General features: G+C 69.8%; 20 protein-coding genes. 11 read left to right on the top strand and 9 right to left on the bottom strand.

The window, feature by feature from the left end; translation table 11 throughout:
* Nucleotides 1–4: 4 nt before the first annotated feature.
* The 4 genes from ROJ8625_RS04390 to dapD form a co-directional block, all read right to left on the bottom strand.
* Nucleotides 5–355, bottom strand: a complete 351-nt coding sequence (locus ROJ8625_RS04390; RefSeq protein WP_085790601.1) for a DUF8846 family protein — start codon at nt 353–355, stop codon at nt 5–7.
* Nucleotides 356–403: 48 nt separating this feature from the next.
* A complete protein-coding gene (locus tag ROJ8625_RS04385) occupies nt 404–652 on the bottom strand; it encodes a GlsB/YeaQ/YmgE family stress response membrane protein (protein ID WP_085790600.1) in 249 nt (82 codons plus the stop codon).
* A 33-nt stretch (nt 653–685) separates the two neighbouring features.
* Nucleotides 686–1,714, bottom strand: a complete 1,029-nt coding sequence (locus ROJ8625_RS04380) for a sodium:calcium antiporter (RefSeq protein WP_085790599.1) — start codon at nt 1,712–1,714, stop codon at nt 686–688.
* 111 nt (nt 1,715–1,825) lie between these two features.
* Nucleotides 1,826–2,653, bottom strand: coding sequence for a 2,3,4,5-tetrahydropyridine-2,6-dicarboxylate N-succinyltransferase (gene dapD / locus ROJ8625_RS04375; RefSeq protein ID WP_085790598.1), 828 nt, complete (start codon nt 2,651–2,653; stop codon nt 1,826–1,828).
* A 138-nt stretch (nt 2,654–2,791) separates the two neighbouring features.
* Here dapD and ROJ8625_RS04370 point away from each other — a divergent pair, with 138 nt between their 5' ends.
* A complete protein-coding gene (locus ROJ8625_RS04370) occupies nt 2,792–3,634 on the top strand; it encodes an LOG family protein (RefSeq protein WP_085790597.1) in 843 nt (280 codons plus the stop codon).
* A gap of 193 nt (nt 3,635–3,827) precedes the next feature.
* Here ROJ8625_RS04370 and ROJ8625_RS04365 read toward each other — a convergent pair whose 3' ends face one another.
* The gene (locus ROJ8625_RS04365) at nt 3,828–5,747 is read right to left on the bottom strand and encodes a polysaccharide biosynthesis protein (RefSeq protein WP_085790596.1); all 1,920 of its coding nucleotides are present in this window, start codon (nt 5,745–5,747) and stop codon (nt 3,828–3,830) included.
* A 344-nt stretch (nt 5,748–6,091) separates the two neighbouring features.
* On the opposite strand from ROJ8625_RS04365, the gene ROJ8625_RS04360 reads away from it, so the two are divergent.
* Nucleotides 6,092–7,114 (top strand): aspartate-semialdehyde dehydrogenase, encoded by a 1,023-nt coding sequence (locus tag ROJ8625_RS04360; RefSeq protein ID WP_085790595.1) that lies wholly within the window; start codon nt 6,092–6,094, stop codon nt 7,112–7,114.
* 223 nt (nt 7,115–7,337) lie between these two features.
* Complete coding sequence (locus tag ROJ8625_RS20930; protein ID WP_159456717.1) at nt 7,338–7,490, top strand: hypothetical protein; 153 nt, start codon at nt 7,338–7,340, stop codon at nt 7,488–7,490.
* A 10-nt stretch (nt 7,491–7,500) separates the two neighbouring features.
* On the opposite strand, the gene ROJ8625_RS04355 is transcribed toward ROJ8625_RS20930, so the two are convergent.
* Complete coding sequence (locus ROJ8625_RS04355) at nt 7,501–7,989, bottom strand: hypothetical protein (protein WP_085790594.1); 489 nt, start codon at nt 7,987–7,989, stop codon at nt 7,501–7,503.
* Nucleotides 7,990–8,133: 144 nt separating this feature from the next.
* Here ROJ8625_RS04355 and ROJ8625_RS04350 point away from each other — a divergent pair, with 144 nt between their 5' ends.
* Complete coding sequence (locus ROJ8625_RS04350) at nt 8,134–8,439, top strand: hypothetical protein (protein ID WP_085790593.1); 306 nt, start codon at nt 8,134–8,136, stop codon at nt 8,437–8,439.
* Nucleotides 8,440–8,443: 4 nt separating this feature from the next.
* On the opposite strand, the gene ROJ8625_RS04345 is transcribed toward ROJ8625_RS04350, so the two are convergent.
* Nucleotides 8,444–9,097, bottom strand: a complete 654-nt coding sequence (locus ROJ8625_RS04345; RefSeq protein WP_085790592.1) for a carbonic anhydrase — start codon at nt 9,095–9,097, stop codon at nt 8,444–8,446.
* A gap of 147 nt (nt 9,098–9,244) precedes the next feature.
* Between ROJ8625_RS04345 and ROJ8625_RS04340 the strand changes: the two genes are divergently transcribed.
* The 3 genes from ROJ8625_RS04340 to ROJ8625_RS04330 all read left to right on the top strand — a co-directional run bounded on the left by ROJ8625_RS04340 (nt 9,245) and on the right by ROJ8625_RS04330 (nt 11,960).
* Nucleotides 9,245–9,625, top strand: coding sequence for a hypothetical protein (locus ROJ8625_RS04340; protein ID WP_085790591.1), 381 nt, complete (start codon nt 9,245–9,247; stop codon nt 9,623–9,625).
* A 122-nt stretch (nt 9,626–9,747) separates the two neighbouring features.
* Nucleotides 9,748–11,133, top strand: coding sequence for a leucyl aminopeptidase family protein (locus ROJ8625_RS04335; RefSeq protein ID WP_085790590.1), 1,386 nt, complete (start codon nt 9,748–9,750; stop codon nt 11,131–11,133).
* Complete coding sequence (locus tag ROJ8625_RS04330) at nt 11,133–11,960, top strand: C40 family peptidase (RefSeq protein WP_085790589.1); 828 nt, start codon at nt 11,133–11,135, stop codon at nt 11,958–11,960. Before ROJ8625_RS04335 ends, ROJ8625_RS04330 begins: the two co-directional genes overlap by 1 nt.
* Nucleotides 11,961–11,966: 6 nt before the next feature.
* Here ROJ8625_RS04330 and ROJ8625_RS04325 read toward each other — a convergent pair whose 3' ends face one another.
* Entirely contained in the window at nt 11,967–13,346 is a 1,380-nt protein-coding gene (locus ROJ8625_RS04325) for an FAD-binding oxidoreductase (protein ID WP_085790588.1), read from the bottom strand.
* 170 nt (nt 13,347–13,516) lie between these two features.
* On the opposite strand from ROJ8625_RS04325, the gene ROJ8625_RS04320 reads away from it, so the two are divergent.
* Entirely contained in the window at nt 13,517–16,567 is a 3,051-nt protein-coding gene (locus tag ROJ8625_RS04320) for a type I secretion protein (RefSeq protein ID WP_085790587.1), read from the top strand.
* Nucleotides 16,568–16,576: 9 nt separating this feature from the next.
* On the opposite strand, the gene epsE is transcribed toward ROJ8625_RS04320, so the two are convergent.
* Complete coding sequence (gene epsE, locus ROJ8625_RS04315) at nt 16,577–17,791, bottom strand: exopolysaccharide biosynthesis GT4 family glycosyltransferase EpsE (RefSeq protein ID WP_143535031.1); 1,215 nt, start codon at nt 17,789–17,791, stop codon at nt 16,577–16,579.
* A 140-nt stretch (nt 17,792–17,931) separates the two neighbouring features.
* On the opposite strand from epsE, the gene ROJ8625_RS04310 reads away from it, so the two are divergent.
* The 3 genes from ROJ8625_RS04310 to ROJ8625_RS04300 all read left to right on the top strand — a co-directional run bounded on the left by ROJ8625_RS04310 (nt 17,932) and on the right by ROJ8625_RS04300 (nt 26,742).
* Nucleotides 17,932–18,792, top strand: a complete 861-nt coding sequence (locus ROJ8625_RS04310) for a glycosyltransferase family 2 protein (protein ID WP_370738466.1) — start codon at nt 17,932–17,934, stop codon at nt 18,790–18,792.
* A complete protein-coding gene (locus ROJ8625_RS04305; RefSeq protein WP_085790585.1) occupies nt 18,789–20,150 on the top strand; it encodes an oligosaccharide flippase family protein in 1,362 nt (453 codons plus the stop codon). The genes ROJ8625_RS04310 and ROJ8625_RS04305 overlap by 4 nt, the downstream gene beginning before the upstream one ends.
* A 187-nt stretch (nt 20,151–20,337) precedes the next feature.
* Nucleotides 20,338–26,742 (top strand): type I polyketide synthase, encoded by a 6,405-nt coding sequence (locus ROJ8625_RS04300; RefSeq protein WP_085790584.1) that lies wholly within the window; start codon nt 20,338–20,340, stop codon nt 26,740–26,742.
* Nucleotides 26,743–26,746 lie beyond the last annotated feature (4 nt).

The following is a 26,746-nucleotide window of genomic DNA, read 5'->3' as shown; positions in this document are numbered from 1 at the left end:
CCCCTCAGGCGCGCCCGCCCTTGCTCGTCGGTTCGTCGAAGAACGGCGTCACCTGCGCCACGATTACAGAGTTCTCGTCGAGCGCGCGGGTCATCAGCGCCTCTTCCTCCGCGTCGATCTCGTGCCCCTCGGCGCGGCGCTCCTCGATCGTCCCGTACCCTGTGACGTCGAGCGGGGCCATGTCGGCCTGCTTGAGGATCGCCACCGTCTCGCGCACCGCCTCGGCCTCGTCGACGCCAGAGGCGTAGCACATCAGCGCCGCGCCGGTGGCGGACGCGGGCAGACCGTCGCCGGACTTGCGCCCGACCTCGACCAGAAGCGTGAAGACCTGTTGCGTGCGCGGAGACTTGGCCATGCGCGCGCCATGCCGCGGCCGGCGCGCGCTGTCAATCGTCCCGGCGGCTCAGCGCTTGACCGCGCGCCAGGCGCCGATCAGCAGGCAGGCGCCGATCAGGCCGACGACGAACTGCGCGATCCAGGTGCCGGCGGCAAAGATTCCCACGATGCCGAGCAGGAAGTTGGCGACGACCGCGCCGAGGATGCCCAGCAGGATGTTGAGAAAGATACCCGTATCGGCCTTCATGATCATGCTGGCCACCCAGCCGGCGAGCCCGCCGACGATGATCGCCGAAAGCCATCCAAGTCCGGTCATGTCCGTTCTCCCGTTCGTTTCAGAGCTTGAGTGTCAGGCGCTGACCTCGACCGTCAGCGCGGTTGCATAGATGCCCATCATCAGAACGCTCTCGATCCCGATGCGACCGGGGCCCTCGCGTTGCCGCAGGATCAGGCCCGCCAGCAGCACGGCGGTCATCAGAAGACCCGTGCCCAGCCAGTAGACGTCGTTCCCCTCCACCGCGTGGAAGATCGAGCCGTCGCGATAGGCGATGTCCCCGGCAACGAGGAACAGCGTGTCGAAGGTGTTGCCGCCGATGATGCCCCCCACGGCGAGCTGCAGCGCGCCGCGTCGCACGGCCACGAGGGTCGTGACGAATTCCGGCAGCGATGTCACCACGGCCGTGATCAGCGAGCCGACGAGCGAGGATGACAGCGAAAAGCGTTCGATGAACTGCCCGCCCGCCTGGCTGATGACCCAGCCGCCGGCGCCCATGATTGCGACGAGGCCGACGAACTGCAGCGCCGGACCCTTCACCGACCGATCCGGCTCGTCGTCGTCCTCGGGCTGGTCGCGCCGGGTGTCGGAGGTGCGCACCGGGCGCCACATCGGGTTTTCCTTCACCGAGGACGACAGCTGCACCCCGGCGAGATAGGCCACGAACATGGCGATCGACACCGGGTGCACGCCGAAATAGGCCACATCCGGCCCCGACAGCGCGCAGAGCGGCAGGCTCAGAAGGATGATCAGCATCACCGCCTGGAACAGGTTCGCAGGCTCGGCCGCGGCGTGTTCGAGGTTGGCGCGCTTGTGCAGCAGATCCGCGATGGCGAGAAACAGCGTCTGCGCGGCGATGCCGCCCACCGCGTTGGAAAAGGCGTAGGAGGCATCGCCCGACAACGCCGCATCGACCGACACCACGACCCCGGCCAGCGACGTCGCCGCGCCGAGCACGAGGCCCCCGGCCATCGCCTCCCCGAGTTTCGTGCGGTCGGCGATCACGTCGGCGAGCGCGGTCGCGCGGATCGACGCCAGCACGACGGCGGCCCCCGCGAGCCCGAAGACCGCGAAGAGGATCGGAATGGAAAGACCTGTCAGCATGACCCCCCGCGGCCGGTATACCCGGGCTCAACGGCGCGGCGCGGATTTTGTTTCCTTTGCATGTGTTCCGCGCCGGAGATCGCGGCCGGCGCGGAGCGCAGGCGCGCCGGATCAGTCGCGCAGAAGCTCGTTGATCCCGACCTTGGAGCGGGTCTGGGCGTCGACGCGCTTCACGATCACCGCGCAGTAGAGATTGAGGTCGTTCTTGGTGCGCATCGATCCCGAGACCACGACCGAGTAGGGCGGCACCTCGCCCATCATCACCTCGCCGGTTTCGCGGTCGACGATCTTGGTCGACTTGCCGATATACACGCCCATGCCGAGGACCGCGCCCTCGCGCACGATGCATCCCTCGACCACTTCCGAACGCGCGCCGATGAAGCAGTTGTCCTCGATGATCGTCGGCTCGGCCTGCAGCGGCTCCAGCACGCCGCCGATGCCGACGCCGCCCGACAGGTGCACGTTCTTGCCGATCTGCGCGCAGGAGCCCACCGTGGCCCAGGTATCGACCATCGTGCCCTCGTCGACATAGGCACCGAGATTGACGAAGGACGGCATCAGCACGACGCCCTTGGCGATATGCGCCGACCTGCGGACGACCGCGTTCGGCACCGCGCGGAAGCCCGCCTCGCGCCAGCGGTTCTCGCCCCAGCCGGCGAACTTGCTGTCGACCTTGTCGAACCAGCCGCCACCCTGCGGGCCGCCCGGCTGCATCTCCATGTCCTTGATGCGGAAGCCCAGAAGCACCGCCTTCTTGGCCCATTGATTGACCACCCAGTCGCTGCCCTCGGGCTTTTCGGCGACGCGGATTTCGCCGCGGTCGAGCGCGTCGAGCGTCGCCTCGATCGCCTCGCGTGTCTCGCCGCCGGTCGCGGGGGTGATCTCGGCGCGCGCCTCCCAGGCGGCGTCGATCGCGGTCTCGAGGGCCTTGGTGTCCATCGCTCGTGTCTCTCCGGTCTGACGCTGTCGCCCGGCGTCTTAGCGAAGCCCGGCGGGCGAGGGAAGGCCGCGCGCCGATGGCCGCTGGCGCCCGGTCCCCCGACGGGCTAGCTCTGGGCGAAGCAGAGCGGAGATCCGATGACCGACGACCGAAACAGCCTCTTCCGGCACGCCGACAGCGACTACGAGACCGCCCGGCAGGTGCCCGACACCCCGCAGACGCGCTCGCCTGCCTACCGCCTCGCCTTCGCCGACGAGGACTTCCTGCTGCGGCGCGAGCTGCGCTCCGTGCGGCTGCAGCTCGAACTGATGAAGTTCGACCTCCTGCTCGACGAGGAGGGCATCCGCTCGACCGTCGTGCTGTTCGGCGGCGCCCGCATCCGCCGGCCCGAGGAGAAGGCCGAGGCGCGCACCCCCGCGCTGGCCGAGATGAGCCGCTTCTACGAGGAGGCGCGCGCCTTTTCCCGCGCAATGACCGAAAAGTCGGTCGCCTCGGGCGGCGGCGAATTCGTGATCGCAACCGGCGGCGGCCCGGGCGTGATGGAGGCCGGCAACCGCGGCGCGCACGAGGCCGGCGGCCGCTCGCTGGGCCTCAACATCGTGCTGCCGCACGAACAGGCGCCGAACGCGTTTGTGACGCCGGAGCTGGCGTTCAACTTCCACTATTTCGCCATCCGCAAAATGCACTTCCTGATGCGGGCCCGCGCCGTCTGCGCGTTTCCCGGCGGCTTCGGCACGCTGGACGAGCTGTTCGAGACATTGACGCTGATCCAGACCGGCCGCATGAAACAGGTTCCGGTGCTGCTCTTCGGCCGGGAGTTCTGGGAGAAGGTGGTCAACTGGGATGTGCTCGTCGAGGCGGGCACCATCGCTGCCGCGGATCTCGAACTCTTCCGCTACGTCGAAAGCGCCGACGAGGCCTGCGAGATCATCGAGAGCTGGGCGCCCCGCGGCGCGCGCGAGACCATACCCGACCGCTGATCCCCCGGGCCGTCGGCCTGCTTTGCTCCGCGACACCCGCCCGCCGCGGCCACGCTGCGGCATGAGAACGATATGGCCCCTTCATCTTGCCGGTAAACCCCGGGGAGCGCGAGGGGCTGGCCCCTCGCTCCGCCGTCTGTCACCCAGACCATCACCCGGGCCGGAGCATCCGTCCCGGGCAGGGTCGGGCGTGTCAGACGCTGGCGGTCTCGCGGGGGTCGTGGGCCTCGTCCTCGGCGCGCTCCACCCAGCGCAGGATGACCTCGCGCGCCAGCGGCTCGTCGAGCGTGGAGATCGCGCGGCGCAGGTCCTTGAGCGCGGTGGCCATCTCGATCTCCGACAGGAAGCCTTCCTGCGCGCGCAGGATCTTGGGGTGCGGGGTGGTCAGCATGTCCGAGGAGATCAGCAGCTCCTCGTGGAGCTTTTCGCCGGGGCGCAGGCCGGTGATCTTGATCTCGATGTCGCCGTCGGGATTGTCGGCGTCCTTCACGCTGTGGCCGGCACCCTCGATCATCTGGCGCGCGAGCTTCTTGATCGGCACCGGCTTGCCCATGTCGAGCACGAAGACGTCGCTGCCGCGCGAGAACGATCCGGCCAGCAGCACGAGCCGCGCAGCCTCGGAGATCGTCATGAAGTAGCGGGTGACGTTGGGGTCGGTCAGGGTGACCGGGCCGCCGCGCTCGATCTGCTCCTCGAAGAGCGGGATCACGGACCCCGACGAGCCGAGCACGTTGCCGAAGCGGACCATGGAGAAGCGGGTGTGCTCGGACCGCGTGGCGAGGTCCTGGATGACCAGTTCGGCGAGCCGTTTCGACGCGCCCATCACGTTGGTGGGGCGCACCGCCTTGTCCGAGGACACGAGGATGAAGCGCTCGACGCCCGCGTCGCGCGCGGCCTCGCCCACGACCTTCGTGCCGATGACGTTGTTGCGCAGGCCGGGCAGCGCGTTGCATTCCACGAGCGGCACGTGCTTGTAGGCCGCGGCGTGCAGGATCACGTCGATGCCGTTCTCGTCGATCACGCGGCGCACCGTCTCGTCGTCGAGAACCGTGCCGAGGACCGGCACGATCTTCAGCCCGCCACTGATCTCGCGCAGTTCCTTCTCGACGGTGTAGAGCGCGTGCTCGGAATGATCGAGCAGTACCACGCAATGCGGCTTGCAGGCGATCAACTGGCGGCAGAGCTCCGAGCCGATGGAGCCGCCGGCGCCGGTGACGAGGATCCGCCGCCCGGAATAGGCATGGCTCACGCCCGGAAGCTCGCTCTCGAGCTGGTTGCGGCCCAGAAGTTCGTCGAGCGACACCGGGACGGCGCGCTTGCGCAGCTCGCCCTTCCCGACAAGCTCGGCGAAGGACGGCAGCGCATGAACCTCGCAGCCCACCTGCCGCAAGCCGTGGGCGATGCGCGCGAGTTTCGGCTGGCTGATCGAGGGCATCGCGAGGATCACCCGGTCGATCTGCTTGTCCGCCACGAGGCTCTTGATCTTGGAGGGGGCGTAGACCGGCAGGCCGCCGATCCGCAGGGTCTGCAGCGTCGGGTTGTCGTCGACGAAGGCGATGGGGAACGCGTCGTAATCGTTCTTGAGCGCCGCGACGAGCTGCTGCCCGGTGCGGCCGGCGCCGTAGATGAGCAGACGCAGATGCGCGTTGCCGCGGCGGTAGATCTCCAGGAGCCACTGGCGCAGCAGGATCCGCCACGCGGCGCCAAAGACGAGGAACAGGAACGAGAAGATCACGAACACCTCGATCGGCACCGGCCGGCCGGCGGCAATGTCGATCGCGGCGCCTGCAGCTCCGACAAGCAGGGCGAACACCGCCGTGAGGACGATTCCGCGCGTCTCGTAGGCATTGAGCTTGATCCGGGGCAGGCCCATCAGCGTCGCCAGACCCGCGGCGATCACCAGCATCGCCGCGGTTACCGGCGCCACCGAGGCGAAGGTGTCGGCGTTGAGCCTGACGCGGCCGTTGAGCGCCAACGCCAGGGTCAGCGCCACCACGGCGACGCACAGGTCGAGCGCGAGAAAGATCGCAGCCTTGTGCCGACGGCTGAGCGATGTGACGAAGCGAAGCAGCACCGGGGATCTGGGCGCTTTCAGGGTTCCGACTTTCGCCATCAGGTAATTCGCACCTATTCCTGCCCCTCGACCCGCGTTTCCCGCCGGTCCCGGATCGAACAGTGCGTGACGAAGTCGCGCAGATCGCCGGTTTTCACATTCGCTATACGCGCGGGATCGCGCGAGGGACAAGCGTACAGTGCTGCAACTGCGAATGAAATGCCCGACATGAGCGAAACCCTGCCGGGTTGTCGGCGCGTTCCTGCACAAATTTTAGGCACACGCGCTTCGACGCCGTCCGGCTTTCGGCCTTTTCCGTGTGCCCGCGCTGGGATACATGGCGCGCAACGGGCGGCGCGCGGACTGTTGCGGCGCCGCCAGCCGCGATCAAGGAGAGACACGACATGGGTTACAAGGTCGTCGTCGTCGGCGCCACGGGCAACGTGGGCCGCGAAATGCTGAACATCCTCGCCGAACGGGCTTTCCCGGTCGACGAGATCGCCGCGCTCGCCTCGCGTCGGTCGCTCGGGACCGAGGTGAGCTTCGGCGACCGCACGCTGAAGACGCAGGATCTCGACGCGTTCGACTTCACGGGATGGGACATGGCATTGTTCGCGATCGGCTCCGACGCGACCAAGACGTATGCGCCGAAGGCCGCCGCGGCGGGCTGTGTCGTGATCGACAACTCGTCGCTCTACCGCTACGACCCGGACGTTCCGCTGGTGGTGCCGGAGGTGAACCCCGACGCCGTCGAGGGGTACGCTAAGAAGAACATCATCGCGAACCCGAACTGCTCCACCGCGCAGATGGTCGTTGCGCTGAAGCCGCTGCACGACCGTGCGAAGATCAAGCGGGTGGTCGTGTCGACCTACCAGGCGACTTCGGGCGCGGGGAAGGAAGGGGTCGACGAGCTCTGGGACCAGACGAAGTCGATCTACAACCCGACCGACGAGGTGAAACCCTCGAAGTTCCAAAAGCAGATCGCCTTCAACGTCATTCCGCATATCGACGTCTTCATGGAAGACGGCTCGACCAAGGAAGAGTGGAAGATGGTCGTCGAGACGAAGAAGATCGTCGATCCGTCCATAAAGGTCACCGCGACCTGCGTGCGCGTACCGGTCTTCGTCGGTCACTCGGAATCGATCAACATCGAGTTCGAGGAGTTCCTCGACGAGGACGAGGCGCGCGACATCCTGCGCGAGGCCCCGGGGATCATGGTGATCGACAAGCGCGAGGACGGCGGCTACGTGACGCCGATCGAGTGCGTCGGCGACTTTGCCACCTTCATCAGCCGCATCCGCCAGGACTCGACGATCGAGAACGGCCTGAACATCTGGTGCGTGTCGGACAACCTCCGCAAGGGGGCTGCGCTCAACGCGGTGCAGATCGCCGAGACGCTGGGAAATCGCGTTCTCAAGAAGGCATGATCGGGCGTTCGGTCGGCTGATCGGCCACACCGGGGGACGATCCGGCAGGCTCAAAAGACATTGTTTCCGGGCGGCGTCCGCTCGCCCGGAAAATGCCGCGGCGGTGCCCCGGCGCCGCGTGGATCTGGCCCAATCGGCGCCGAACCCGGGGCGTAGGGTGTCGTTGCGGGCCGAACGGAGCCGCAGCGGCCAGAAGGCGCATTCACCCGACCTGGAGTGCGCCATGAAGATCGATCTCGCCGATATTGCCCGCGGCCGCCGGCTTGCCGCCGTCACCGCCCGGGACCTCTCCCTCACACCGCGCCATGCGCGACCGGTCCGCGCGCCGCGCTGGCGGTCCGTTCTGCGCCGGCTCGCGCGGCGGCTGACGGGCTGAGGCATTCCCGTCATTCCGGTTCGATCAGCACGATGTCGTCCTCTTCGTCGTCGACGTCTCCTCGTGGCGCATGACCGTGTCGGACCGCGGGCCGGGTCCGTCCGGGTCCGGGAAACGGGGTCCCGAAGCGGCGCATGAGGCTGCGATAGGCGTGGCCCACGTCGGACGCCTTGCAGAGGCGGGCGCCGCCCGGGAGATCGTGAAGCGCGAGGCCACCGCCCGCCTCGCGCAGCGTGACGTCATGCGCGGCGAGCCGGGATTGCAGCTCGGACCACGAGCGCGCCTCGCCGAAATCGCGGGCGAGGAGGCTCCGCAAGGCGCCGACGAGCTGCTCATCCGCCCGGTTGGGCGTTTTCGCGGGCCCGGCCACGCGGCGAAGCTCCGCGTCGAGCGCGCGGCGAATGATCTGATCGAGGCTGACGTCGCGCGCGCGGGCCAGCCGCCGGGCGGCTGAGACCAGAGCGGCGGGCATCGTGACGGTGACGGTCGTGCATTCCATGCCCGGCATTTCGGCGCACGGACCTGAAGACCGCGTTAACCGGGTCACATTTCGCCACGAAAGCGGCCTGCTCCCGTCATCGTGACTGCGCGGTGGCCGGGCAATCTGCACCCTCGTTGGAAAACACGACCCACGAGGCAGAGCATGACCGACGACACGACCCTCCCCGGCAAGCTCGACAGCGAGACCCGCTGTCAGCTCCGGCGCTTTCTCCGTCCGCTCCTCGATGCCGCGCCGGACTGGCCCGGCCTGGCCCGGACGCTCGCCGCGCGCGGCTACACGCTCGGGTTCCGCGACGGGCGGCTCCTGGTCATCGACGCGATGAGCGGGCGGCCGATCTGCACGGGAAGCGATCTCGACCGTCCGCTGGCGGCGCTGGCGCGGCGATTGGGCCGGCCGCGGCTGCGGGCGACGGCGGACGGCCATTCGGCCGCGCTCGCCGCACGCTGAGCGGTCACACCGGCAGGAAGCGGCCGTCCTCGGCGTCGTAATACTCGAGATCGCCCTCGCCGATCTCGGTCCACAGGCCGTGCAGGCTCAGCCGCCCGCCTTCGACCGCCTCGCGCACGAAGGGGAAGGTCATCAGGTTCTCGAGGCTCACGAGAACGGCCTCCTGTTCGAGGGCGCGCGGCTGCGCGTCCTCGGACAGTTCGCGCGCCATGACACGCTCGTAGCCGGGTCGCAGCAGGTCCATCCAGCGGCCGACGAAGCTGGTCTTTTCCTCGAGCTGCGGCGCGCGGCCGGCGCACATGTCGAGGCAGCCCTGCACACCGCCGCAGCGGGAATGGCCGACGATGATCAGGTGCGCGACCCGCAGGGCGGTCACCGCGAATTCGACCGCCGCCGAGGTGCCGTGCTGGGCGCCGTCGGGTTCGTAGGGCGGCACGAGGTTGGCGATGTTGCGGTGAATGAAGAATTCGCCGGTATCCGCCCCGAAGATCGAGGTGACGTGCACCCGGCTGTCGCAGCACGAGATCACCATGGCCTTGGGCCGCTGACCCTCGGTCGCGAGGCGCTGGTACCAGGCGGCATTCTCTGCGTGGGTGGTCGCTTTCCATCCGTGGTAGCGCTGCGCGAGCAGGGCCGGGAGGGGTTTCGCGTGCTGCATGGGGTCTCCGTTCCAGACGTCGCAGAGCGGGATAGCGCCGATTCCCGGCGGTTTCGAGGGAAAAGGCGCCGAGCCGGAAAGCAAACCGAAAGGCTTGTGCACGATGGTCCGGCCCGGGTGATCCGGGGCGATAGGAAGGAGAGCGGCATGATCCGTCAACAGCTCATGATTCCGGAAGAGCGGGTGGCGCTCGACCTCGACCAGCTGAGCGTCGTGTGCGCCGGCTTCGACCCCGACGCGCCGGAGGCGTGCCTGGCCGCCGCGCTGGAGCAGCTCGCGCTGGACCTCGCGGCAGTCGAGGCGGCGTGGCGCGGCGACGACGCCCGTGGCATGGCGCGCGCCCTGCAGGACGTCGAGGCGTGCGCCGGCGCGCTCGGCATGGTCAAGCTCGCGGCGGTGGCAGGGGCGGTGCGCGACACGTTGTCGGCGGGGGATGGCGTGGCGCTGGCGGCGACCCTCGCCCGGCTCCTGCGGGTCGGAGAACGCTCGCTCGTCGCGGTCTGGGAGACCGGGGCCCTGATCGGATGATGCGACCTGCCGCTTGCGGCCGGTGGAGGGCTTGCGGATCCCGCAGCGCGCAATAGGCTCCGGCGCGATGCCGCGTGATGAGCGGCCTGATCTCCAGACCCGATCCCGATACCGGAGCGACCATGCCCCTGACCTTCGCCGCCCATTCCGAGTCCGCGCTTCCGCTGCATCTGATCGAGGCGGGCGGCGTGGACGCCTGGCTCGATGGTCAGCCCGACCGAATCCGAGCCTGGGTCGGAGCGTCCACCTTCACCGGCGCCCAGGGCACCGCGCTGATCCTGCCCGGGGAGGACGGAACGCCGATCGGCGCGCTGGGCGGCTACGGCAGCGCGGCGAGCCGTGCGCGCACGCGCTTTCCGCTGGCCGCAATCGCGGCGCAGTTGCCCGAAGGACCGTGGCAGGTGGCCTCGGGACTGCCGGACGCGGCGGCGGAGATCGAAGCGCTCGGCTGGCTCCTGTCGGGTTACACCTTCGACCGGTACCGCGCGCAGTCGGCTCCGGTGGCGCGACTCGTCGCGCCCGACGGCGTCGACGCCGCACGGCTCGAGACGCTGGCCGCGGCCGAGGCGCTGACCCGCGATCTGGTCAACACCCCGGCCGCCGACATGGGGCCCGAGGCTCTGGAAGCCGCTGCGCGCAGCCTGGCCGAGGCGCGGGGCGCGACGATCGAGGTGACAACGGGCGACGCCCTGCTCGCAGCGAACTTCCCGATGATCCACGCGGTCGGCCGGGCCGCCGACCAGGATCCGCGGCTGATCGACATGCGCTGGGGATCCGAGGGCCCGGCGGTGACGCTCGTGGGGAAAGGCGTGTGCTTCGACACCGGCGGCCTCAACCTGAAGCCGGCCGGGTCGATGGGCCTGATGAAGAAGGACATGGGCGGCGCGGCCAATGTCCTGGGGCTCGCTCAGGCGATCATGGCGCTGGGCCTCAAGGTCCGGCTGCGCGTGCTGATCCCGGCTGTCGAGAACTCGGTATCGGACGAGAGTTTCCGCCCGCAGGACATCCTGACCTCGCGCAAGGGGCTGACCGTCGAGATCAACAACACCGACGCCGAGGGGCGGCTCGTGCTGGCCGATGCGCTCGCGCTCGCCGACGAGGAGACGCCGGACCTGATCGTGTCGATGGCGACCCTGACGGGCGCCGCGCGCGTTGCGCTCGGCGCCGATATCGCGCCGTTCTACGCGACCGAGGACCGGATCGCGGCGGCGTTCGAGGCGGCGGCCGGCCCGGCGGCGGATCCGGTGTGGCGGCTGCCCTTCCACACCCCCTACGAAGAGATGATCGAACCCGGCATCGCCGATCTCGACAACGCGCCGAAGGGCGGCTTCGCGGGGTCGATCACCGCCGCGCTGTTCCTGCGCCGCTTCGTCACCGACACGCCCGCCTACGCCCATTTCGACATCTTCTCGTGGCAGCAATCGGCCGCGCCCGGGCGCACGAAGGGCGGGCTCGGGCAGGGGCCGCGCACGATCCTCGGCGCGCTGCCGGATCTCCTGGGGCTCTGATGGATCGCCGGCTCACGCCCGCGAACGCGCATGTCGCGGCGACCCGCCTGCGCGGAACCGTGGAGGCACCGCGCTTCACCGACGGCACGCCGGCGCGGGTGGTTGCCGGCGTGTGCGATCTCTGCGCGGCGCCCGGGGGCGCGCGGGACCGGCAGCTTCTGCGCGGCGCTGCCGTCACGGTCTACGAACGCCGTTCGGGCTGGGCCTTCGTCGAGGCCGCTGCGGACGGATACGTCGGGTACGTGACCGAGGCGGCGCTGGGGGATGGGCCCGCGCCGACGCACCGGGTGTGCGTGCGGCAGACCCATTCCTACCCGGACCCGGACATGAAGACGCGGGAGATCATGGCGCTCAGCATCGGCGCCGGACTTGCCGTTCGCGGACAGGACGACCGCTTTGCAGAGACGGACGCGGGCCATGTCCCGCTCAAGCATCTCGCACCGCTCGACGCGCCCGAGGCCGACCCTGTCGCCGTGGCCGCGCGCCTCGTCGGTACGCCCTACCTCTGGGGCGGGAACTCGGCCTTCGGCATCGATTGTTCGGGGCTCGTGCAGATCGCGCTCTGGGCCTGCGGCCGGGACGCGCCGGGCGACAGCGACCTGCAGGAGGCGATGAGGGGCGACACGCTCGACGACGGCGATCCGCTTCGACGCGGGGATCTGCTCTTCTGGCGCGGTCATGTGGCGTGGGTTTCCGACGACCGCACGCTGCTGCACGCAAACGCCCACGCGATGGCCGTGGCGTACGAGCCGATCGACGCCGCGATCGACCGGATCGCGGCGCAGGGCGACGGGCCGGTGACGCGCCGGCTTCGCCCCGCGGGCTGAGCCCGGTCAGTTCTGCTGGACGAGCTTTCCGGGATTGAGGATCCCCTTCGGATCGAGCGCGCGCTTGATCGTGCCCATCACCGCCCAGGCGGGCCCGTGCTCTTCTTCCATGTAGCGCATCTTGCCCGAGCCGATGCCGTGCTCTCCGGTGACGGTGCCACCGAAGGACAGCGCGAGGCGGTTGATCCGGTGCGCGAGATCCTTCGCGCGGGCCAGTTCCTCGGAATTGTCCGGCTCGATGAGGATCAGCATGTGGAAGTTGCCGTCGCCGACATGCCCGACCAGGGGCGCGAGAAGGCCGGCCTCGTCCGCCGCCTCCTGCGCGGCGGCGATGCATTCGGCAAGCGCCGAGATCGGCACGCAGACATCGGTGACCATGCTGTCGGCGCCGGGGCGCAGCGCCTTGCCGGCATAATAGGCGTTGTGCCGCGCGTCCCACAGGCGGCTGCGGTCCTCGGGCCGGCTCGCCCAGGCGAAATCCGCGGCGCCCTGTGCCTCGGCGATCTCGCGGAACTGCGCGACCTGCTCCTCCACGCCGGCGGGCGAGCCGTGAAATTCCAGGAAGAGATGCGGCGCCTCGGCGAGACCGAGATCGGGGTTGTAGGCCGCCATGCCGCGCATCTGCACCGCGTCGAGCAGTTCGACCCGGGCGAGGGGGATGCCCATCTGGATCGCGAGGATCACCGTGTCGACCGCTGCGGCGACGCTCGGGAAGGCCGCCGTCGCCGCCGAGATCTGCTCGGGGATGCCGTGGAGGCGCAGGGTCAGTCGGGTGATGATGCCCAGCGTGCCCTCGGACCCGACGAAGAGGTGCGTGAGGTCGTAGCCCGCCGAGGACTTCTTGGCCCGTGTCCCGGTCTCGATCACAGTGCCGTCGGCCAGCACGACCTCGAGGCCGAGCACGGTTTCGCGCATCGTGCCGTAGCGCACGGCGTTGGTGCCGGACGCCCGTGTCGCGGCCATGCCGCCCAGCGTGGCGTCGGCGCCCGGATCGACGGTGAACATGAGCCCGCTCGCGCGCAGCGCCTCGTTCAGTGCCTTGCGGGTCACGCCGGGTTCGACCGTCACGTCGAGATCGGCCTCGTGGACTTCGAGGATCCTGCTCATTCGGCCGAGGTCGATGCTGATCCCGCCGCGCAGCGGGATCACGTGCCCTTCGAGGGATGTGCCGACGCCGAACGGCACGACCGGGCAGTCCGACGCGGCGCAGATGCGGACGATCTCGGACACTTCGGCGGTGGTTTCGGGGAAAGCCACGGCCTCGGGCAGGGCGGGTGCGGAATAGGCTTCGTCGCGGCCGTGCATCTCGCGCACCGAGGCGCCGGTCGACAGGCGGTCACCGAGGAGCGCGCGCAGGCGCGCGATCGTGTCGCTTCGGTCTGTCATCGCGCTCGGTCCTCCCCGTCGGTTCGCGACCGGTCTCTACCACTCCGCCCGCCGGTGCGACAGGCCCGCGCGCATCGCGCGCGTGTGAGCGGAAAACCGTTTGCGGGGGCTCGGCGCTGACCTATCCTGCGGGCGCCTTTCCAGCATCATTTTGCCCGGTTCGAGGATCCATGCGCGCCATTTTCATTTCCCTCTTCGTCTTCGGTCTCTGCCTTGTCGGCGGCGCGCGCGAGGGCGCCGCAGCGGACCCCGGCCGGATATTCGTCTTCGGTCACTCGCTCGTGCACCACCCCGACGAGCCGCGCACGAACGTGCCCTACTGGCTGGGTCGGCTCGGCGCGGCCGACGGGCGGGAGATCACGCTCGACGGTCGGTGGAGCTCGCTGGCCGAGGCCGCGTTTCATCCCATCGAACCGCAATGGTTCGTCGACGGGATTACCGAGAGCGACGCCGAAGAGCTGTCGGCCTACGACACGATCGTGGTGTCGCCGATCAACTGGGCGCAGGGGCAGGCGATCGACGCCGACTACTGGCACATCGACGGCAACCCGCGGGATGCGGCGCTGGCGCTGCTCGACCGGATCGCCGCCGAAACCCCCGGCGCACCGCTCTTTCTCTACGAGGGCTGGGCCGACATGGAGCAGTACGGCTTTCCGCCCCGGGCACGCGGACTGCGCCGCTATCACGCCTACAACCAGGGCGACTACCACGCATGGTTCGAGGAGCTTCTGTCAGAGATGCGGGCCGAACGGCCCGAGGCGCGGATCGGCCTGATCCCGGCGGGCCCGATCCTGTCGGAGATCATGACCGGACCGCTGTCCGATCTGGGCCCGGAGGTGTTCTACCTCGATGATGCGCCGCACGGGACCGAGGAGACGTACCTCCTCGCCGCGGCAGTGACCTACGCGGTGCTCTACGACACGGCGCCGCCCGAGAGCGTGGAACTGCCGGACACGATCGCCGAAGAGCTTCGGGCGGCATGGCCCGAGATCGCGGCCCTGATCCGCGATCGCGTGCAGGCCTTCGGTGCGCGCGACTTCGGATCCGCCGGGCCCGCGGCCGAAGCGCCGGACGTGGAACAGGCGGCCGCATCTGACGCCGCGGCGCCCACGGACGAGGACGCGGCAGCGGCCGACACACAGCCCGAGACCGAGGCGGCCGAGGCCGCCCAAGCGCAGGAAAGCACGAACGCGGAGGCGTCGGCGACGGATCTTGCCGCGATCGCGCCCGCCGACCGGCCGCTGCCGGAGCGCCGCGACATCGCGCTGCCGCCGCGCGGAGCGCGACCGGCGGACGAGCCTGCGCTGGCATTCGGGCTCTACGAAATCGCCGACTGGTCAACGCAGCACCCTTTCGTCGACCTGATGAAGACCGCCCGTCCGTGGATCGGCCACCTTCCCGGCCAATGGGGCGGCGTCGAGGTGGCCGAGCTTCGCGCGGGCGGTCATCTCGATGCGCATGGCTGGCCGCTTCGCGTGCCCGAGGGGGTCGAGAAGATCGAGGCGCTGATCCTGACCGACCAGCCGGAGGCGGCAGAGCACCTGCGCGGCAGCTATGTCGTGCGATACGACGGCAGGGGCGAGATCCGCCTGTCGGGGCGGGCGCAACGTGTGAACTACGCGCCGGGCGAAGCGCGCTTTCACTACGCGCCGGGCGAGGGGCCGGTGGGAATCGGGATCGTCGCGACCGACCCGCAGGATCCGATCCGCAACATTTCGGTCGTGCAAGAGGAGAACCTGCCGCTGCACGAGGCAGGGGCGCTGTTCAATCCGCTCTGGCTCGACCGGATCGGCGACGCGCGCGCGCTGCGGTTCATGGATTGGATGGCGACGAACGACTCCGTGATCTCGCGCTGGGAGGATCGACCGCGCGTCGACGACTACACCTGGGCCGAATGGGGCGTGCCGCTGCCGGTTATGATCGCGCTGGCCAACCGCGTGCGCGCCGATCCGTGGTTCACCCTGCCGCACGCCGCCGACGACGCCTACGTCCGCGCGTTCGGGGAGGCCGTGCGCGACGGGCTCCATCCCGAGCTGAAATCCTATGTCGAGTATTCCAACGAGGTCTGGAACTTCCAGTTCGCGCAGTCGAAATGGGCCGAGTCGCGCGCGGCCGAGATGTGGGGCGAAAGCGGGACGGGCTGGGTCCAGTATTACGGGCTGCGCGCCGCGCAGGTCATGGACATCTGGACCGAGGTCTTCGGCGACGCGGCGGCGGAGCGGCTCGTTCGGGTGGTCGCCGTACATACCGGCTGGCCCGGGCTCGAGCAGCACGTGCTGCGCTCGCCGCTGGCCTTCCTGACCCTCGGGCGCATGCCGCAGGAGAGTTTCGACGCCTACGCGGTGACGGGGTATTTCAGCCACGATCACGGCGATGCCGAGACCGTCGCGGCGATCCGCGACTGGCTCGATCGGGCCGAGGCCGCGGCGCGCGCCGCCGGAGAGGCCGAGGGGCTGAGCCGGGTCGCGCTGCGCGAATACGTGGCGGAGCACAGGTTCGACCGCGCCTTCGCGGCGATGGAGACGCTCGTCCGCGAGACCGGGCTGCGGACCATGACCGAGGAATACTGGCCCTATCACGGTGCCGTCGCGCGCGAGGCCGAGCTCGACTTCATCATGTACGAGGGCGGAAGCCACGTCAGTTCCGGAATGGCGGACATCGACGACGACCGGCTGACGGACTTTCTGATCGCGTTCAACTACTCGCCCGAGATCGCCGGGATCTACCGCGATGCGCTCGACGGCTGGAGCGCGGCGGGCGGCCGCCTCTTCAACGCGTTCGTCGATGTCGCGCCGCCGTCGAAATGGGGCAGCTGGGGCGCGTTGCGGCACCTGCTCGATGCCAATCCGCGATGGGATGTGCTCATGGCGCACAATGCCAGCGCGCCGGTCGAGTGGGAGGACCGCGCGCCGGGCACCTTTGCCGGCGGCGTGACGCGCCACGCGTTCGGGGAGGACGCGGAGGTACGTGGAACGCCGGCGGCGGATGTGCTTCTCGGCGGGCCGGGAGCCGACATCCTGATTTCGGGCGGCGGCGGCGACGCGCTTCACGGCGGTCCGGGCCGCGACCGGGCGGTATTGCCCGGCGTCCGCGGGGACTGGCGCTTCGCCGAGGACGGGCCCCGGCTTCTCGCTTCACGCGGAGGAGAGACGGTGTCGCTCGTCGCGGTGGAGGAGATGGTCTTTGCCGACGCGCCCGACGACGTGGTGCCGACGAACTGAGCGCCGCGCTCAGCGCGCGTCGACCGTTCGCGCGATCTCGCCGACGAGTTGCGCCGCGCAGCGGTCGAGCGCGAACTGCGTTTCCACCTGTTCCCGGCCTGCCGCGGCAAGGCGGCACGCGTAGTCCGGCTGTCCGGCGAAGTCCCGGATGGCGCGGGCGAGCGCGCCGGGATTGTCCGGCGGCACGAGGATCCCGGTGCGACCGTCCCTGATGATGTCCCGGGCCCCGCCCGCATCGACCGCGATCGCGGGAACGCCGAAGGCCATCGCTTCCATCAGCCCACGTTCGAGCGGCGCGCGACCGCTGGCAAGGACCATCGCGTCGGCGTCGAGGAACTGGGCCCGAAGCGCCGCATCGTCGAGCGCGCCAAGAAGCCGCACGTGATCGCGCAGGTGCAGTTGCTTGATGTGGGCCTCGAGCGCGCGGCGAAAGCCGCTTCCGCCCTCGGGGTCCTCGCCGGCGATCTCCAGCCTGACATCGACCCCCATGTCCAGAAGCTGACGCACCGCCGAGACGAGATCGTGATGCCGGCTCTCGGGCACGAGATCGCCGCACGCGAAAAGCCGCATCGGACGCCCGTGGCGCACCGGCGAATACGGTGTGTCCCGTTGCAGGGCGCCGGTGTCGAGGCCGACCGGCAGCACCAGCCGCCGCTCTGGCAGCGCGGCGCCGAGCCTGTCTTCGGCCTCGGCCATGAGCGCGCTGGTGGCGAAGGTGGCAAAGGCCGCCTCGGCCCACTTGATCGGCTGGCCGGCGCGATCGTCGGTCAGTGGCCTGTGCAGCGCCAGCGAGTAGGACGGCCCGTCCATCCGAGCGGCGAGCGCCGCGATCAGCGCGGCGCGTCCGCCGCTCTGGACGTGGACATGCGCCAGATCGTCGGCCGTCGCCGTCTCGGCCAGGCGCCATGCAGCGGCGAGCGCCACGGCCAGATCGGCGGCAAGGCGCGGGCCGCCCAGGAGCGTCGACAGCGGAAGCCCGCGCCGCGCGAGGTATGCCGCGCCGCGCGCTGCGGCCACGGGATCGACGCGCGAGAGGTACCGCGTGCGCGCTGCCGCCGCGGGGCCCCAGTCGCGGGCGATTGCCGAGGCCTGCGGCATGCGTGTCGACAATACCCGGACCTCGTGGCCCATCCGCTCCAGCGCCTTGACCTCGCGCCAGAAAAAGATGTCACTTTGGCCCGGAAATTCGGGCACGAGATATCCGATCCGCAAGGGTCGGGTCACGACCACCGCCTATTCGATTTGATGCAGGATGTGCAGCGTCCCAGGATGCGGCGAGACTTCATGATTTTTCATCGCTTGGCCACACTCGGCTGGCATGACCCGCGCGTGTGCCGGACCGAAAGTCGACGAGTGTGACCGGATTGAACCACCCCGCAGATGATGTGCCGCCGGCGCTTGCCGTGATCGTCCCGGCCTCGAACGAGGAGCGGCTGATCGCCCGTTGCCTGTCGGCGGTCGCGGAGTCCGAGCCGGTGCCGGGCGGGGTCGAGGTTGTGGTGGTGGCCAACGGCTGTCGCGACGCAACCGTCGCGCGCGCCGAGGCGATGCAGCCGGCGTTCGAGGCGCGCGGCTGGTCCCTGAGCGTCATCGACCGCGCCGAGGGCGGCAAGCTGCCTGCGCTCAATGCCGGGGACGCGGCGGTGCGCGCGCCGATCCGGGTCTATCTCGACGCCGACGTGGAGGTGACGCCGGCGCTGCTGCCGCAACTGGCCGAGGCGCTGGACACCGTCGCGCCGCGATATGCCTCGGGCACCCTGCGGATGGTCGCGCCCGCCAGCGCGGCAAGCCGCGCCTATGCGCGGATCTGGGCGCAGGTGCCGTTCATGGCGACCGGCGTGCCCGGCTGCGGTCTTTTCGCGGTGAACGCCGCCGGGCGGGCGCGCTGGGACGCGTTTCCCGACATCGTGTCGGACGACACCTTCGTCCGCCTGCACTTCGCCCCGGGCGAGCGGATCGCCGTTCCGGCGGCCTATCGCTGGCCGGTGGTGTCGGGCTGGCCGGCGCTGGTGCGCGTGCGGCGACGGCAGGACCGCGGCGTCGAAGAGATCGCGCGACGCTACCCTGCCCTCTTGGCCAATGACGACAAGCCGGCCTTCCCGGCCGCGCGCAAGCTTCGGCTCGCGCTGCGCGATCCGGTGGGCTTCGCCGTCTATTCCGGGGTCGCGCTGGCCGTCCGGTTCGGACCTGCCGGTGCCGGGGCGGGCTGGAGCCGCGGCCGATGAGGATGGCGCTGCTGGAGCGGTTCCGCGGCGCGTCGTTGACGGCGCGCGCCCTGCGGTCCTCGATGCTGACGGTCGGCGGGTTCGGCTCGATGCAGGCGCTGCGCCTGCTGTCCAACCTGGTTCTGACGCGGCTCCTGTTTCCCGAGGCGTTCGGCCTTATGGCGCTGGTGCTGGTGTTCCTCACGGGGCTCGCCATGTTCTCGGATGTCGGCGTGACGCCTGCGATCCTGCAGTCGAAGCGCGGCGACGATCCCGATTTTCTCGATACGGCCTGGACGATCCAGGTGGGGCGCGGGATCTGCCTCGCCGCGTTCGCGGCGGCGCTCGCCTGGCCGATGGCGCAGATCTATGCCGAGCCGCAGCTTGTACAGCTTCTGCCCGTGGCGGGCCTGACGCTGTTGATCGCCGGGTTCAATCCCACACGGCTCGACACGGCCGGACGACATCTGATGCTCGGGCGTGTCACCGTCATCGAGATCGCGAGCCAGGTCGCCGGGCTGATCGTGGCAATCGCCTTCGCGTTGATCTTCCGCTCGGTCTGGGCGCTCGTCGCGTCGAACCTCGTGACGGCGTTGGCCAAGCTCGTGCTTCTGGATCTGTTCCTGCCGGGCGCGCGCAACCGGTTCCGGCTCGAGCGGCCGGCGGCGCGCGAGCTGGTAAGCTTTGGCAAGTGGATCTTTCTCGCGACCGTGTGCGGCTTCATCTCGCACCAGGCCGACAAGCTCCTGATCGGGCGATACCTGCCGCTCGATGTCTTCGGCGTCTACAACATCGGCTATTTCCTCGCGTCGTTTCCGATGCTGCTCGGGCTGATGGTGGTCGGCCGCGTCCTGATCCCGATCTACCGCGAGGCGCCGCCGGCCGAGAGCCGGGAGAACTTCGCGAAGCTGCGCCGGATGCGGACGCTGGTCACCGGCGCGCTGCTGATGCTGTCGGCGCTGGCCGCGTGCCTCGGGGTGTGGCTTGTCGAGCTGCTCTACGATCCGCGCTACCATCTGGCCGGTGCCGTTGTCGTCGTTCTCGCGCTGACGCAGATCCCGCAGATCATCGGCCTGACATACGATCAGGCGGCGCTGGCGGCCGGCGATTCGCGGCGCTTCTTCGTGCTGTCGCTCGCCAAGGCCGTGTTCATGGTCGCCGGCCTGCTGATCGGGCTCGAGGCGGGCGGGCTGCTCGGGGCGCTGATCGGGCAAGGCGTGGCGCAGATCATGATCTATCCCGTGGTCACATGGCTCGCGCGGCGGTCGGGCGTGTGGGATCCGCTGCACGACGCGGGCGGCTGTATCCTCGGCGCGCTGATCGTGGCGCTGGCGCTTGCGCTGAACGGCACTGCGATCGCGGATCTGGCCAGCGGCTAAGAATGACGCCGCATTGCAGCAATCTGGCGACAACCGCCGAACAAACTGGTATCGTGTCACAAATTGGACGAAGTCATTAGAATCGCGGTCCGTCCGGGGCGGTCAGCGGGCCATGATCCAGATTTTGCCGCATTTCACGCGCATTCCGGGTCTAGGGCTCCGCCTCATGGACCGAGGGTGAGTGGGTATGAGCGACACGAGTGACGGCGCGCGGACGGCCGAGACAGATATCGCAATCGTCGGAATGGCGGCCCATTTGCCGGGCTCTGACAGCGTGGCCGCGTATTGGCGCAATCTGCGCGACGGCATCTCGTCGATTCGCCGGCTCTCCGAGGACGAGCTGATCGCGGCTGGGGAACGCCCCGGTCTCATGCGTCACCGCGACTACGTGCCGTTCGCCGCGCCGCTCGACGGGTTCGAGATGTTCGATTCCGAGTTCTTCGGCCTGTCGCCCAAGGACGCGGCGATCATGGACCCCCAGCACCGCCGCTTTCTCGAGACCGCGTGGGAGGCGCTGGAGAGCGCCGGTCATGTGCCCGAGGGCTTCGACGGGCGCATCGGCGTGTTCGCCGGCTGTGGGATGGGATCGTATTTCTATTTCAACGTCTGCTCGAATCCCGACCTGGTGGAGCGGACGGGCATGTTCCTGTTGCGCCATACGGGCAACGACAAGGATTTCATGACGACCCGGCTCAGCCACGTGCTGAACCTTACCGGGCCGTCGATCAATCTTCAGACGGCGTGTTCGACCTCTCTCGTGGCGACGCATTACGCGGTGCAGGCGCTGCTCAACGGCGAGTGCGACATGGCGCTGGCCGGCGGCGTGACGATCGAGCTGCCGCAGGGCCGCGGCTATCTCTACAAGGAGAACGAGATCCTGTCGCCCGACGGGGCCTGCCACGCGTTCGACCACCGCGCGCAGGGCACCGTGTTCGGCTCGGGCGCGGGCGTGGTGGCGTTGCGCCGCCTTGCCGACGCTCAGGCGGACGGCGACCATATCTGGGCGGTCATCAAGGGCAGCGCGGTCAACAATGACGGCGCGGCCAAGGCCGGCTACCTCGCGCCATCTGTCGACGGACAGGCCCAGGCGGTGGCCGAAGCGCTGGCCGTGGCGGGCGTGAGCGCCGAGACGGTGGGCTACGTCGAATGCCACGGCACGGGCACCTATCTCGGCGATCCGATCGAGGTGTCGGCGTTGACGCAGGCCTTCCGCGAGACCAGCGATGCCGTCGGCACCTGCCGCATCGGGTCGGTAAAGACCAATATCGGCCATCTCGACACCGCCGCGGGCGTCGCGTCGCTCATCAAGGCGTCGCTCGCGCTGCACAATCGCCAGATGCCACCGTCGCTCGGGTTCGAGGCGCCGAACCCGGCGATCGACTTCGAGGGCTCGCCGTTCCGCGTCAATGACCGCCTGACGGACTGGGTCGCGGACGGGCCGCGTCGGGCCTGCGTCAACTCGCTCGGCGTGGGCGGGACGAACGCGCACGTGGTGCTGGAAGAGGCGCCGGTGCGACCCGCCTCGGAAGAGGGGGCGTTCCCGTTTCAGATCCTCACGCTGTCGGGACGGTCGAAGGCCGCGCTCGACGCCAATGCCGCGCGGCTGGCCGGGCATCTCAGGTCCAGCCCCGAGCAGCCGCTGGCCGATATCGCCTGGACCCTGAAGGAGGGGCGGCGGGCGTTCGAGCGGCGGCGCATCGTCGTGGCGGAAACGCATGCCGAGGCGGCCGAACTGCTGGAGGCCGGCGATCCGCGCCGGGTGCACGACCACCAGGCGCTCGATGCGCCGGACGTGGCGTTCCTGTTTCCGGGCGGCGGCGCGCAATATGCCGGCATGGCGCGCGATCTCTACGAGACCGAGCCGGTCTTTGCCGAATGGATGGATCGCGGCCTCGATCATCTCGCGACGCTGACGGGGTCGGATCCGCGCGCCGATCTCTTTCCCGAGGGCGACCGCGCGGCCGCCGAAGCGCGGCTGCTGCGGCCGTCGGTGCAGCTTCCGCTGATCCTGGTCGTCGAGGTGGCTTTGGCCGAACTCTGGCAGAGCTGGGGCGTGCGTCCGGCCGCGCTGGCCGGTCACTCCATGGGCGAAAACGCGGCGGCCTGCGTCGCCGGCGTCATGTCGTTCGAGGATTGCATCGGCCTCGTGCATCTGCGCGGCACGCTGTTCGACCGCGTGCCCGAGGGCGGGATGCTGTCGGTCGCGCTGCCGGCCGAGACGCTGCGCGCACGGCTGCCCAAGGATCTCGATCTCGGGGCGGAGAACGCGCCCGGGCTGTCCGTCGCCTCCGGACCGAAAGCGGCGCTGGACCGCCTCGAGGCCGAGCTTGCCGCGGAGGAGATCGAGTGCCGGAGGATCGCGATCGACATCGCCGCGCACAGCCGGATGCTCGAACCGATACTCGACGAATTCCGGTCGTATCTTCAGAATATTCAACTTTCACCGCCGGCCATTCCGCTCACTTCGAACCGGACCGGAACTTGGATGACCGACGCCGAGGCGACGTCACCCGACTACTGGGTCGAACACCTGCGCGGCACGGTGCATTTCGCCGATTGCGTCGGTGCGCTCGCGTCGGACAACCGCGTTCTGCTCGAGGTCGGGCCGGGCAAGGCGCTGTCCTCGCTCGCGCGCCAGCATGGCAACGTGACCGCGAACGCGGTGCTGTCGAGCCTGCGCCACCCCGACGAGGACATCGCGGACGACCGCTACTTCCTCGAGGTGCTGGGCCGGCTCTGGGCGCTTGGCTACGAGGCCGACTGGGCGCAGGTCTGGGGCGAGGGCCGGCGCAACCGCGTCGTACTGCCCACCTACGCCTTCCAGCGCAGCCCGTATTTCATCGCGCCGGGCGAGGCGCGCGCCGAGGGCGAGGAGGTCTTCCTGCCCCGGATCGACGACGTGGCGCAGTGGGGCTGGGCTCCGGTGTGGCGCCCGCGCGGGGCCGCCGTCGAGGTCGACGTGACCCACGGGCTCGGCGACGCCGAGCCGCAGACCTGGCTGATGTTCATGGACGAGGCCGGCGTCGCGGCGGAGGCGACCGCGCGCCTGCGCGGCGCGGGCCACACGGTGATCGAGGTGTCGCCGGGCGACATGTTCACCCGCCTGTCGGACACCCGTTACCTGATCGCACCGGAACGCGGGCGCGAAGGCTACGACCTGCTGATTCAGGATCTCGTCCGGCAGGGGCACGTACCGACGCGCATTGCGCATTTCTGGCTGCTGACCTCCGGCACGGATCACCGCCCGGGATCGAGTTTCTTTCACCGGCTGCAGGAGCAGGGCTTTTATGCGCTCCTGTTCCTGGCACAGGCGATCGCCGACGAGGCGCTGCCGAAGCCGCTGCCGATCACCATCGTCACGAACGGTGCCGCGCGGGTGCGCGACGAGGTGCTGAGCGATCCGGCCAAGGCGACGATCGCGGGCCCGGCGCGGGTGATCCCGCGCGAGCTTCCCGGCGTGCATGTCTCGACCCTCGACGTTGCGCTGCCGCCCCGGAAGCGCCGCAGTACGGCGGAGCGCGGGGCGCTCGTCACCGGGATCCTGGAAGAGCTGTTGTCGGAGCCTGGCGATCGCATCGCCGCGCTGCGCGACGGCCGCCGTTTCGAATGCGCGATGAAGCCGCGGGCGCTTCCCGAGGCGCCGCTGCCGGATGCGGGAGTGGTGCTGCTGACCGGCGGTTTCGGCGGGATCGGCCTGACGCTTGCGCGCGCGTTTGCCGCGCGGGGGGCCAAGATCGCGCTCGTCGCCCGCGGCGCTTTGCCCGCGCGGGAGGACTGGGATCTCTACCTCAAGCGGCACGCGCCGCAGGATCGAATCGCGCGCCGCATCCGCGCGGTCGAGACGCTAGAAGCCGCGGGCGCAGAGGTTCTGTGCCTCGCGGCCGACGTCTGCAACGAGGACGAGATGCGTGCCGCGCTGACCGAGATCGAGTCGCGGCTGGGGCCCGTCGAGGCCGTGATCCACGGCGCCGGCGTGATCGCAGACGCGCCGCTCCTGTCGAAGAGCCCGGCGAGCGTCGAGGACGTGTTCACGCCGAAGATCCACGGGACAGACGTGCTCGGCCGGCTGTTCCCGGACGGGTCGCTGAACTGGATGGCGCTGTTTTCGTCCTCGTCCACCGTGACGGCGCCGGCCGGGCAGGTCGATTACGTCGCGGCGAACGAGTATCTCAACGCCTTTGCCCGGGCACGGGCCGGCGGGCGCACGCGCGTGGTCGCGCTCAACTGGGGCATCTGGTCGGAGGTCGGCATGGCGGCCGAGGCGGTGGCCGCGCGCACGGGCGAGGTTGAGCCCGCCCCCAGGGCGGACACCGGCCTGCCGCTTCTGGGCACGGCGAGCTTTGACCGGGAGGGCCGACGCACGTTCGACACGCGGGTGTCCGAAGCCGACTGGATCATCGACGAACATCGCACCGCGGCAGGCGAGGCGCTGCTTCCCGGGACGGGATCGCTCACGCTCGCGGCGCACGCGATGGCGGCGCAGGGAGAAGGTGCGGCGTTCGAGTTGCGCGACCTGACGTTCCTTCGCGCCGTGGCCGTGCCCGCGGGCGGAGCGCGGGACGTGCGCGTGCGCCTGACCCGGAATGAGGCCGGCTATGGCTTCGAGCTGTTGGCCGACGCCACAGCCGGCGGGAAGACCGGGTTCGTGCCGGCGGCGCAGGGTTTCATCGCGCTGGGCCACCGGCCCGCGCCGCGCCGGATCGACGTCGCCGCGCTGTGGTCGCGGCTCGGCCCGGCGCAGGAAAGCGCGGAGGGCCGCAAGCTCGTCACCGGGCAGGAGGTGCACCTGTCGTTCGGTCCGCGCTGGCGCGTGCTGGATCGCCGCGCGCACCGCGACGGCGAAGGCGTGGCCGAACTGTCGCTGCCGCGAGAGGCGCGCGAGGACGGCTGCGTGCTGCATCCCGCGCTCCTCGATATCGCGACGGGCTGGGCGATGGAGCTGATTGCCGGGTATCGCCCGACGCATCTGTGGGTTCCGGTGTCCTACGGACGCGTGCGCGTCCACGCGCCGCTGGGCGAACGGATCGTGAGCCACGTACGCAATGCCGGCGACAACCGCGCCGACGGCGAGAGCGCGCGGTTCGACGTGACGCTGGCGGCGCCGGACGGAACCGTTCTTGTGGAGATCGAGGGCTTCACGATCCGTCGGCTCGACGACGCGGCCCGGCTCGCGGCGCCGCAGAAGGTGACCGCGGCGGAGATCGAGACCGAGGCGGGTGCCGGCCTTCAGCCGCTGTCGCCGGCCGAAGAGCGGCTGGCCCACAACCTGGAACAGGGGATCCGGCCCGAGGAGGGCGCGGACGCCTTCGCGCGCGCCATGGCCGCCGGACCGAGCCAGGTGGTGGTGTCGTCGATGGACCTCGATGCGCTGACCCGTCAGGCGGGCCAGAGCGTGGAGGCGCGCGGCGCCGGCCAGACCTTCGAGCGCCCCGAACTCGACAGCGACTACGCCGCGCCGGAGACCGAGATCGAGAAGACGCTCGCCGGCTACTGGGAGGAGCTTCTTGGCGTGTCCCGCGTCGGCGTCGAGGACAGCTTCTTCGATCTCGGCGGGCACAGCCTGATCGCGGTCCGGCTGTTCGCGATGATCCGCAAGGCATATCGCGTCGATTTCCCGATCTCGATCCTGTTCGAGGCGCCCACGATCCGGGCCTGCGCCGCGCTGATCGAGGAGCGGACCGGCGGCGCGGGCGAAACGCCGGCCCAGACCCGGCCGGAACGGCGGTTCAAGCACATCGTCGCGATGCACGACGGAGAGGGCGGGGCGCAGACGCCGTTCTTCCTCGTCGCCGGGATGTTCGGCAATGTGCTCAACCTGCGCCACCTCGCGCACCTGCTCGGGGCCGACCGGCCGTTCTACGGGCTGCAGGCCAAGGGGCTCTATGGTGACGAGGCGCCGCACGCGACGCTGGCCGAGGCGGCGAGCGACTACATCGCCGAGATGAAGCAGGTTCAGCCTCGGGGCCCCTACCTCGTCGGCGGCTTCTCGGGCGGCGGTATCACCGCCTACGAGATCGCCCACCAGCTCGAGTCGATGGACGACCAGGTGGCGCTTGTCGTCCTCCTCGACACGCCGTTGCCGCAGCGCACCCCGTTGAGCGGACGCGACCGGGCGTTGATCCAGCTGCACGAGCTGCGCCGCAAGGGGCTGAGCTACCCGGTGACGTGGGCGCGCAACCGAATCGCGTGGGAGATCGAGAAGCGCCGCGCGCGGGACGGCACGGCAGCGGAAACAGCATTCCACAACGCCGAGATCGAGGCTGCCTTTCTCGGCGCAGTCGGCGCGTACGAGATGCGGCCGTGGGACGGGCGCGTCGCGCTGTTCCGGCCGCCGCTGCGCGGGTACTGGACGGTGTCGGGCGGCCGACTGGTCGATCACCAGCGCGCCTATCTCTACCCGGACAACGACTGGGGCCGGTTCGTCCCGGGCGTCGAGGTGCACGAGGTGCCCGGCGACCACGATTCGATGGTGCTTGAACCCAATGTGCGGGTGCTCGCGGCGAAGCTGCGCGCGGCGATCGCGCGGGCAGAGGCCGTCGACGCCGAACGCGGAACCGTTCTTCCATTCCGCGTGGCCGAGGCGGCGGAGTGACAGA

Origin of the sequence: Roseivivax jejudonensis (assembly GCF_900172265.1) — a bacterium.
In the GTDB taxonomy this organism is placed as follows: Bacteria; Pseudomonadota; Alphaproteobacteria; order Rhodobacterales; family Rhodobacteraceae; genus Roseivivax; species Roseivivax jejudonensis.
The sequence above is the reverse complement of the archived record's forward strand: the minus strand, read 5'-3'. Positions and strand labels throughout refer to the sequence as shown.

Coding starts and splice junctions, on each gene's coding strand:
- dapD (WP_085790598.1), bottom strand. CDS start 2,653: ATGGACACCAAGGCCCTCGAGACCGCGATCGACGCCGCCTGGGAGGCG.
- ROJ8625_RS04365 (WP_085790596.1), bottom strand. CDS start 5,747: ATGGCGAAAGTCGGAACCCTGAAAGCGCCCAGATCCCCGGTGCTGCTT.
- ROJ8625_RS04380 (WP_085790599.1), bottom strand. CDS start 1,714: ATGCTGACAGGTCTTTCCATTCCGATCCTCTTCGCGGTCTTCGGGCTC.
- ROJ8625_RS04300 (WP_085790584.1), top strand. CDS start 20,338: ATGAGCGACACGAGTGACGGCGCGCGGACGGCCGAGACAGATATCGCA.
- ROJ8625_RS04355 (WP_085790594.1), bottom strand. CDS start 7,989: ATGGAATGCACGACCGTCACCGTCACGATGCCCGCCGCTCTGGTCTCA.
- ROJ8625_RS04345 (WP_085790592.1), bottom strand. CDS start 9,097: ATGCAGCACGCGAAACCCCTCCCGGCCCTGCTCGCGCAGCGCTACCAC.
- ROJ8625_RS04305 (WP_085790585.1), top strand. CDS start 18,789: ATGAGGATGGCGCTGCTGGAGCGGTTCCGCGGCGCGTCGTTGACGGCG.
- ROJ8625_RS20930 (WP_159456717.1), top strand. CDS start 7,338: ATGAAGATCGATCTCGCCGATATTGCCCGCGGCCGCCGGCTTGCCGCC.
- ROJ8625_RS04385 (WP_085790600.1), bottom strand. CDS start 652: ATGACCGGACTTGGATGGCTTTCGGCGATCATCGTCGGCGGGCTCGCC.
- ROJ8625_RS04350 (WP_085790593.1), top strand. CDS start 8,134: ATGACCGACGACACGACCCTCCCCGGCAAGCTCGACAGCGAGACCCGC.
- ROJ8625_RS04360 (WP_085790595.1), top strand. CDS start 6,092: ATGGGTTACAAGGTCGTCGTCGTCGGCGCCACGGGCAACGTGGGCCGC.
- ROJ8625_RS04390 (WP_085790601.1), bottom strand. CDS start 355: ATGGCCAAGTCTCCGCGCACGCAACAGGTCTTCACGCTTCTGGTCGAG.
- ROJ8625_RS04325 (WP_085790588.1), bottom strand. CDS start 13,346: ATGACAGACCGAAGCGACACGATCGCGCGCCTGCGCGCGCTCCTCGGT.
- ROJ8625_RS04330 (WP_085790589.1), top strand. CDS start 11,133: ATGGATCGCCGGCTCACGCCCGCGAACGCGCATGTCGCGGCGACCCGC.
- ROJ8625_RS04370 (WP_085790597.1), top strand. CDS start 2,792: ATGACCGACGACCGAAACAGCCTCTTCCGGCACGCCGACAGCGACTAC.
- ROJ8625_RS04320 (WP_085790587.1), top strand. CDS start 13,517: ATGCGCGCCATTTTCATTTCCCTCTTCGTCTTCGGTCTCTGCCTTGTC.
- ROJ8625_RS04340 (WP_085790591.1), top strand. CDS start 9,245: ATGATCCGTCAACAGCTCATGATTCCGGAAGAGCGGGTGGCGCTCGAC.
- ROJ8625_RS04335 (WP_085790590.1), top strand. CDS start 9,748: ATGCCCCTGACCTTCGCCGCCCATTCCGAGTCCGCGCTTCCGCTGCAT.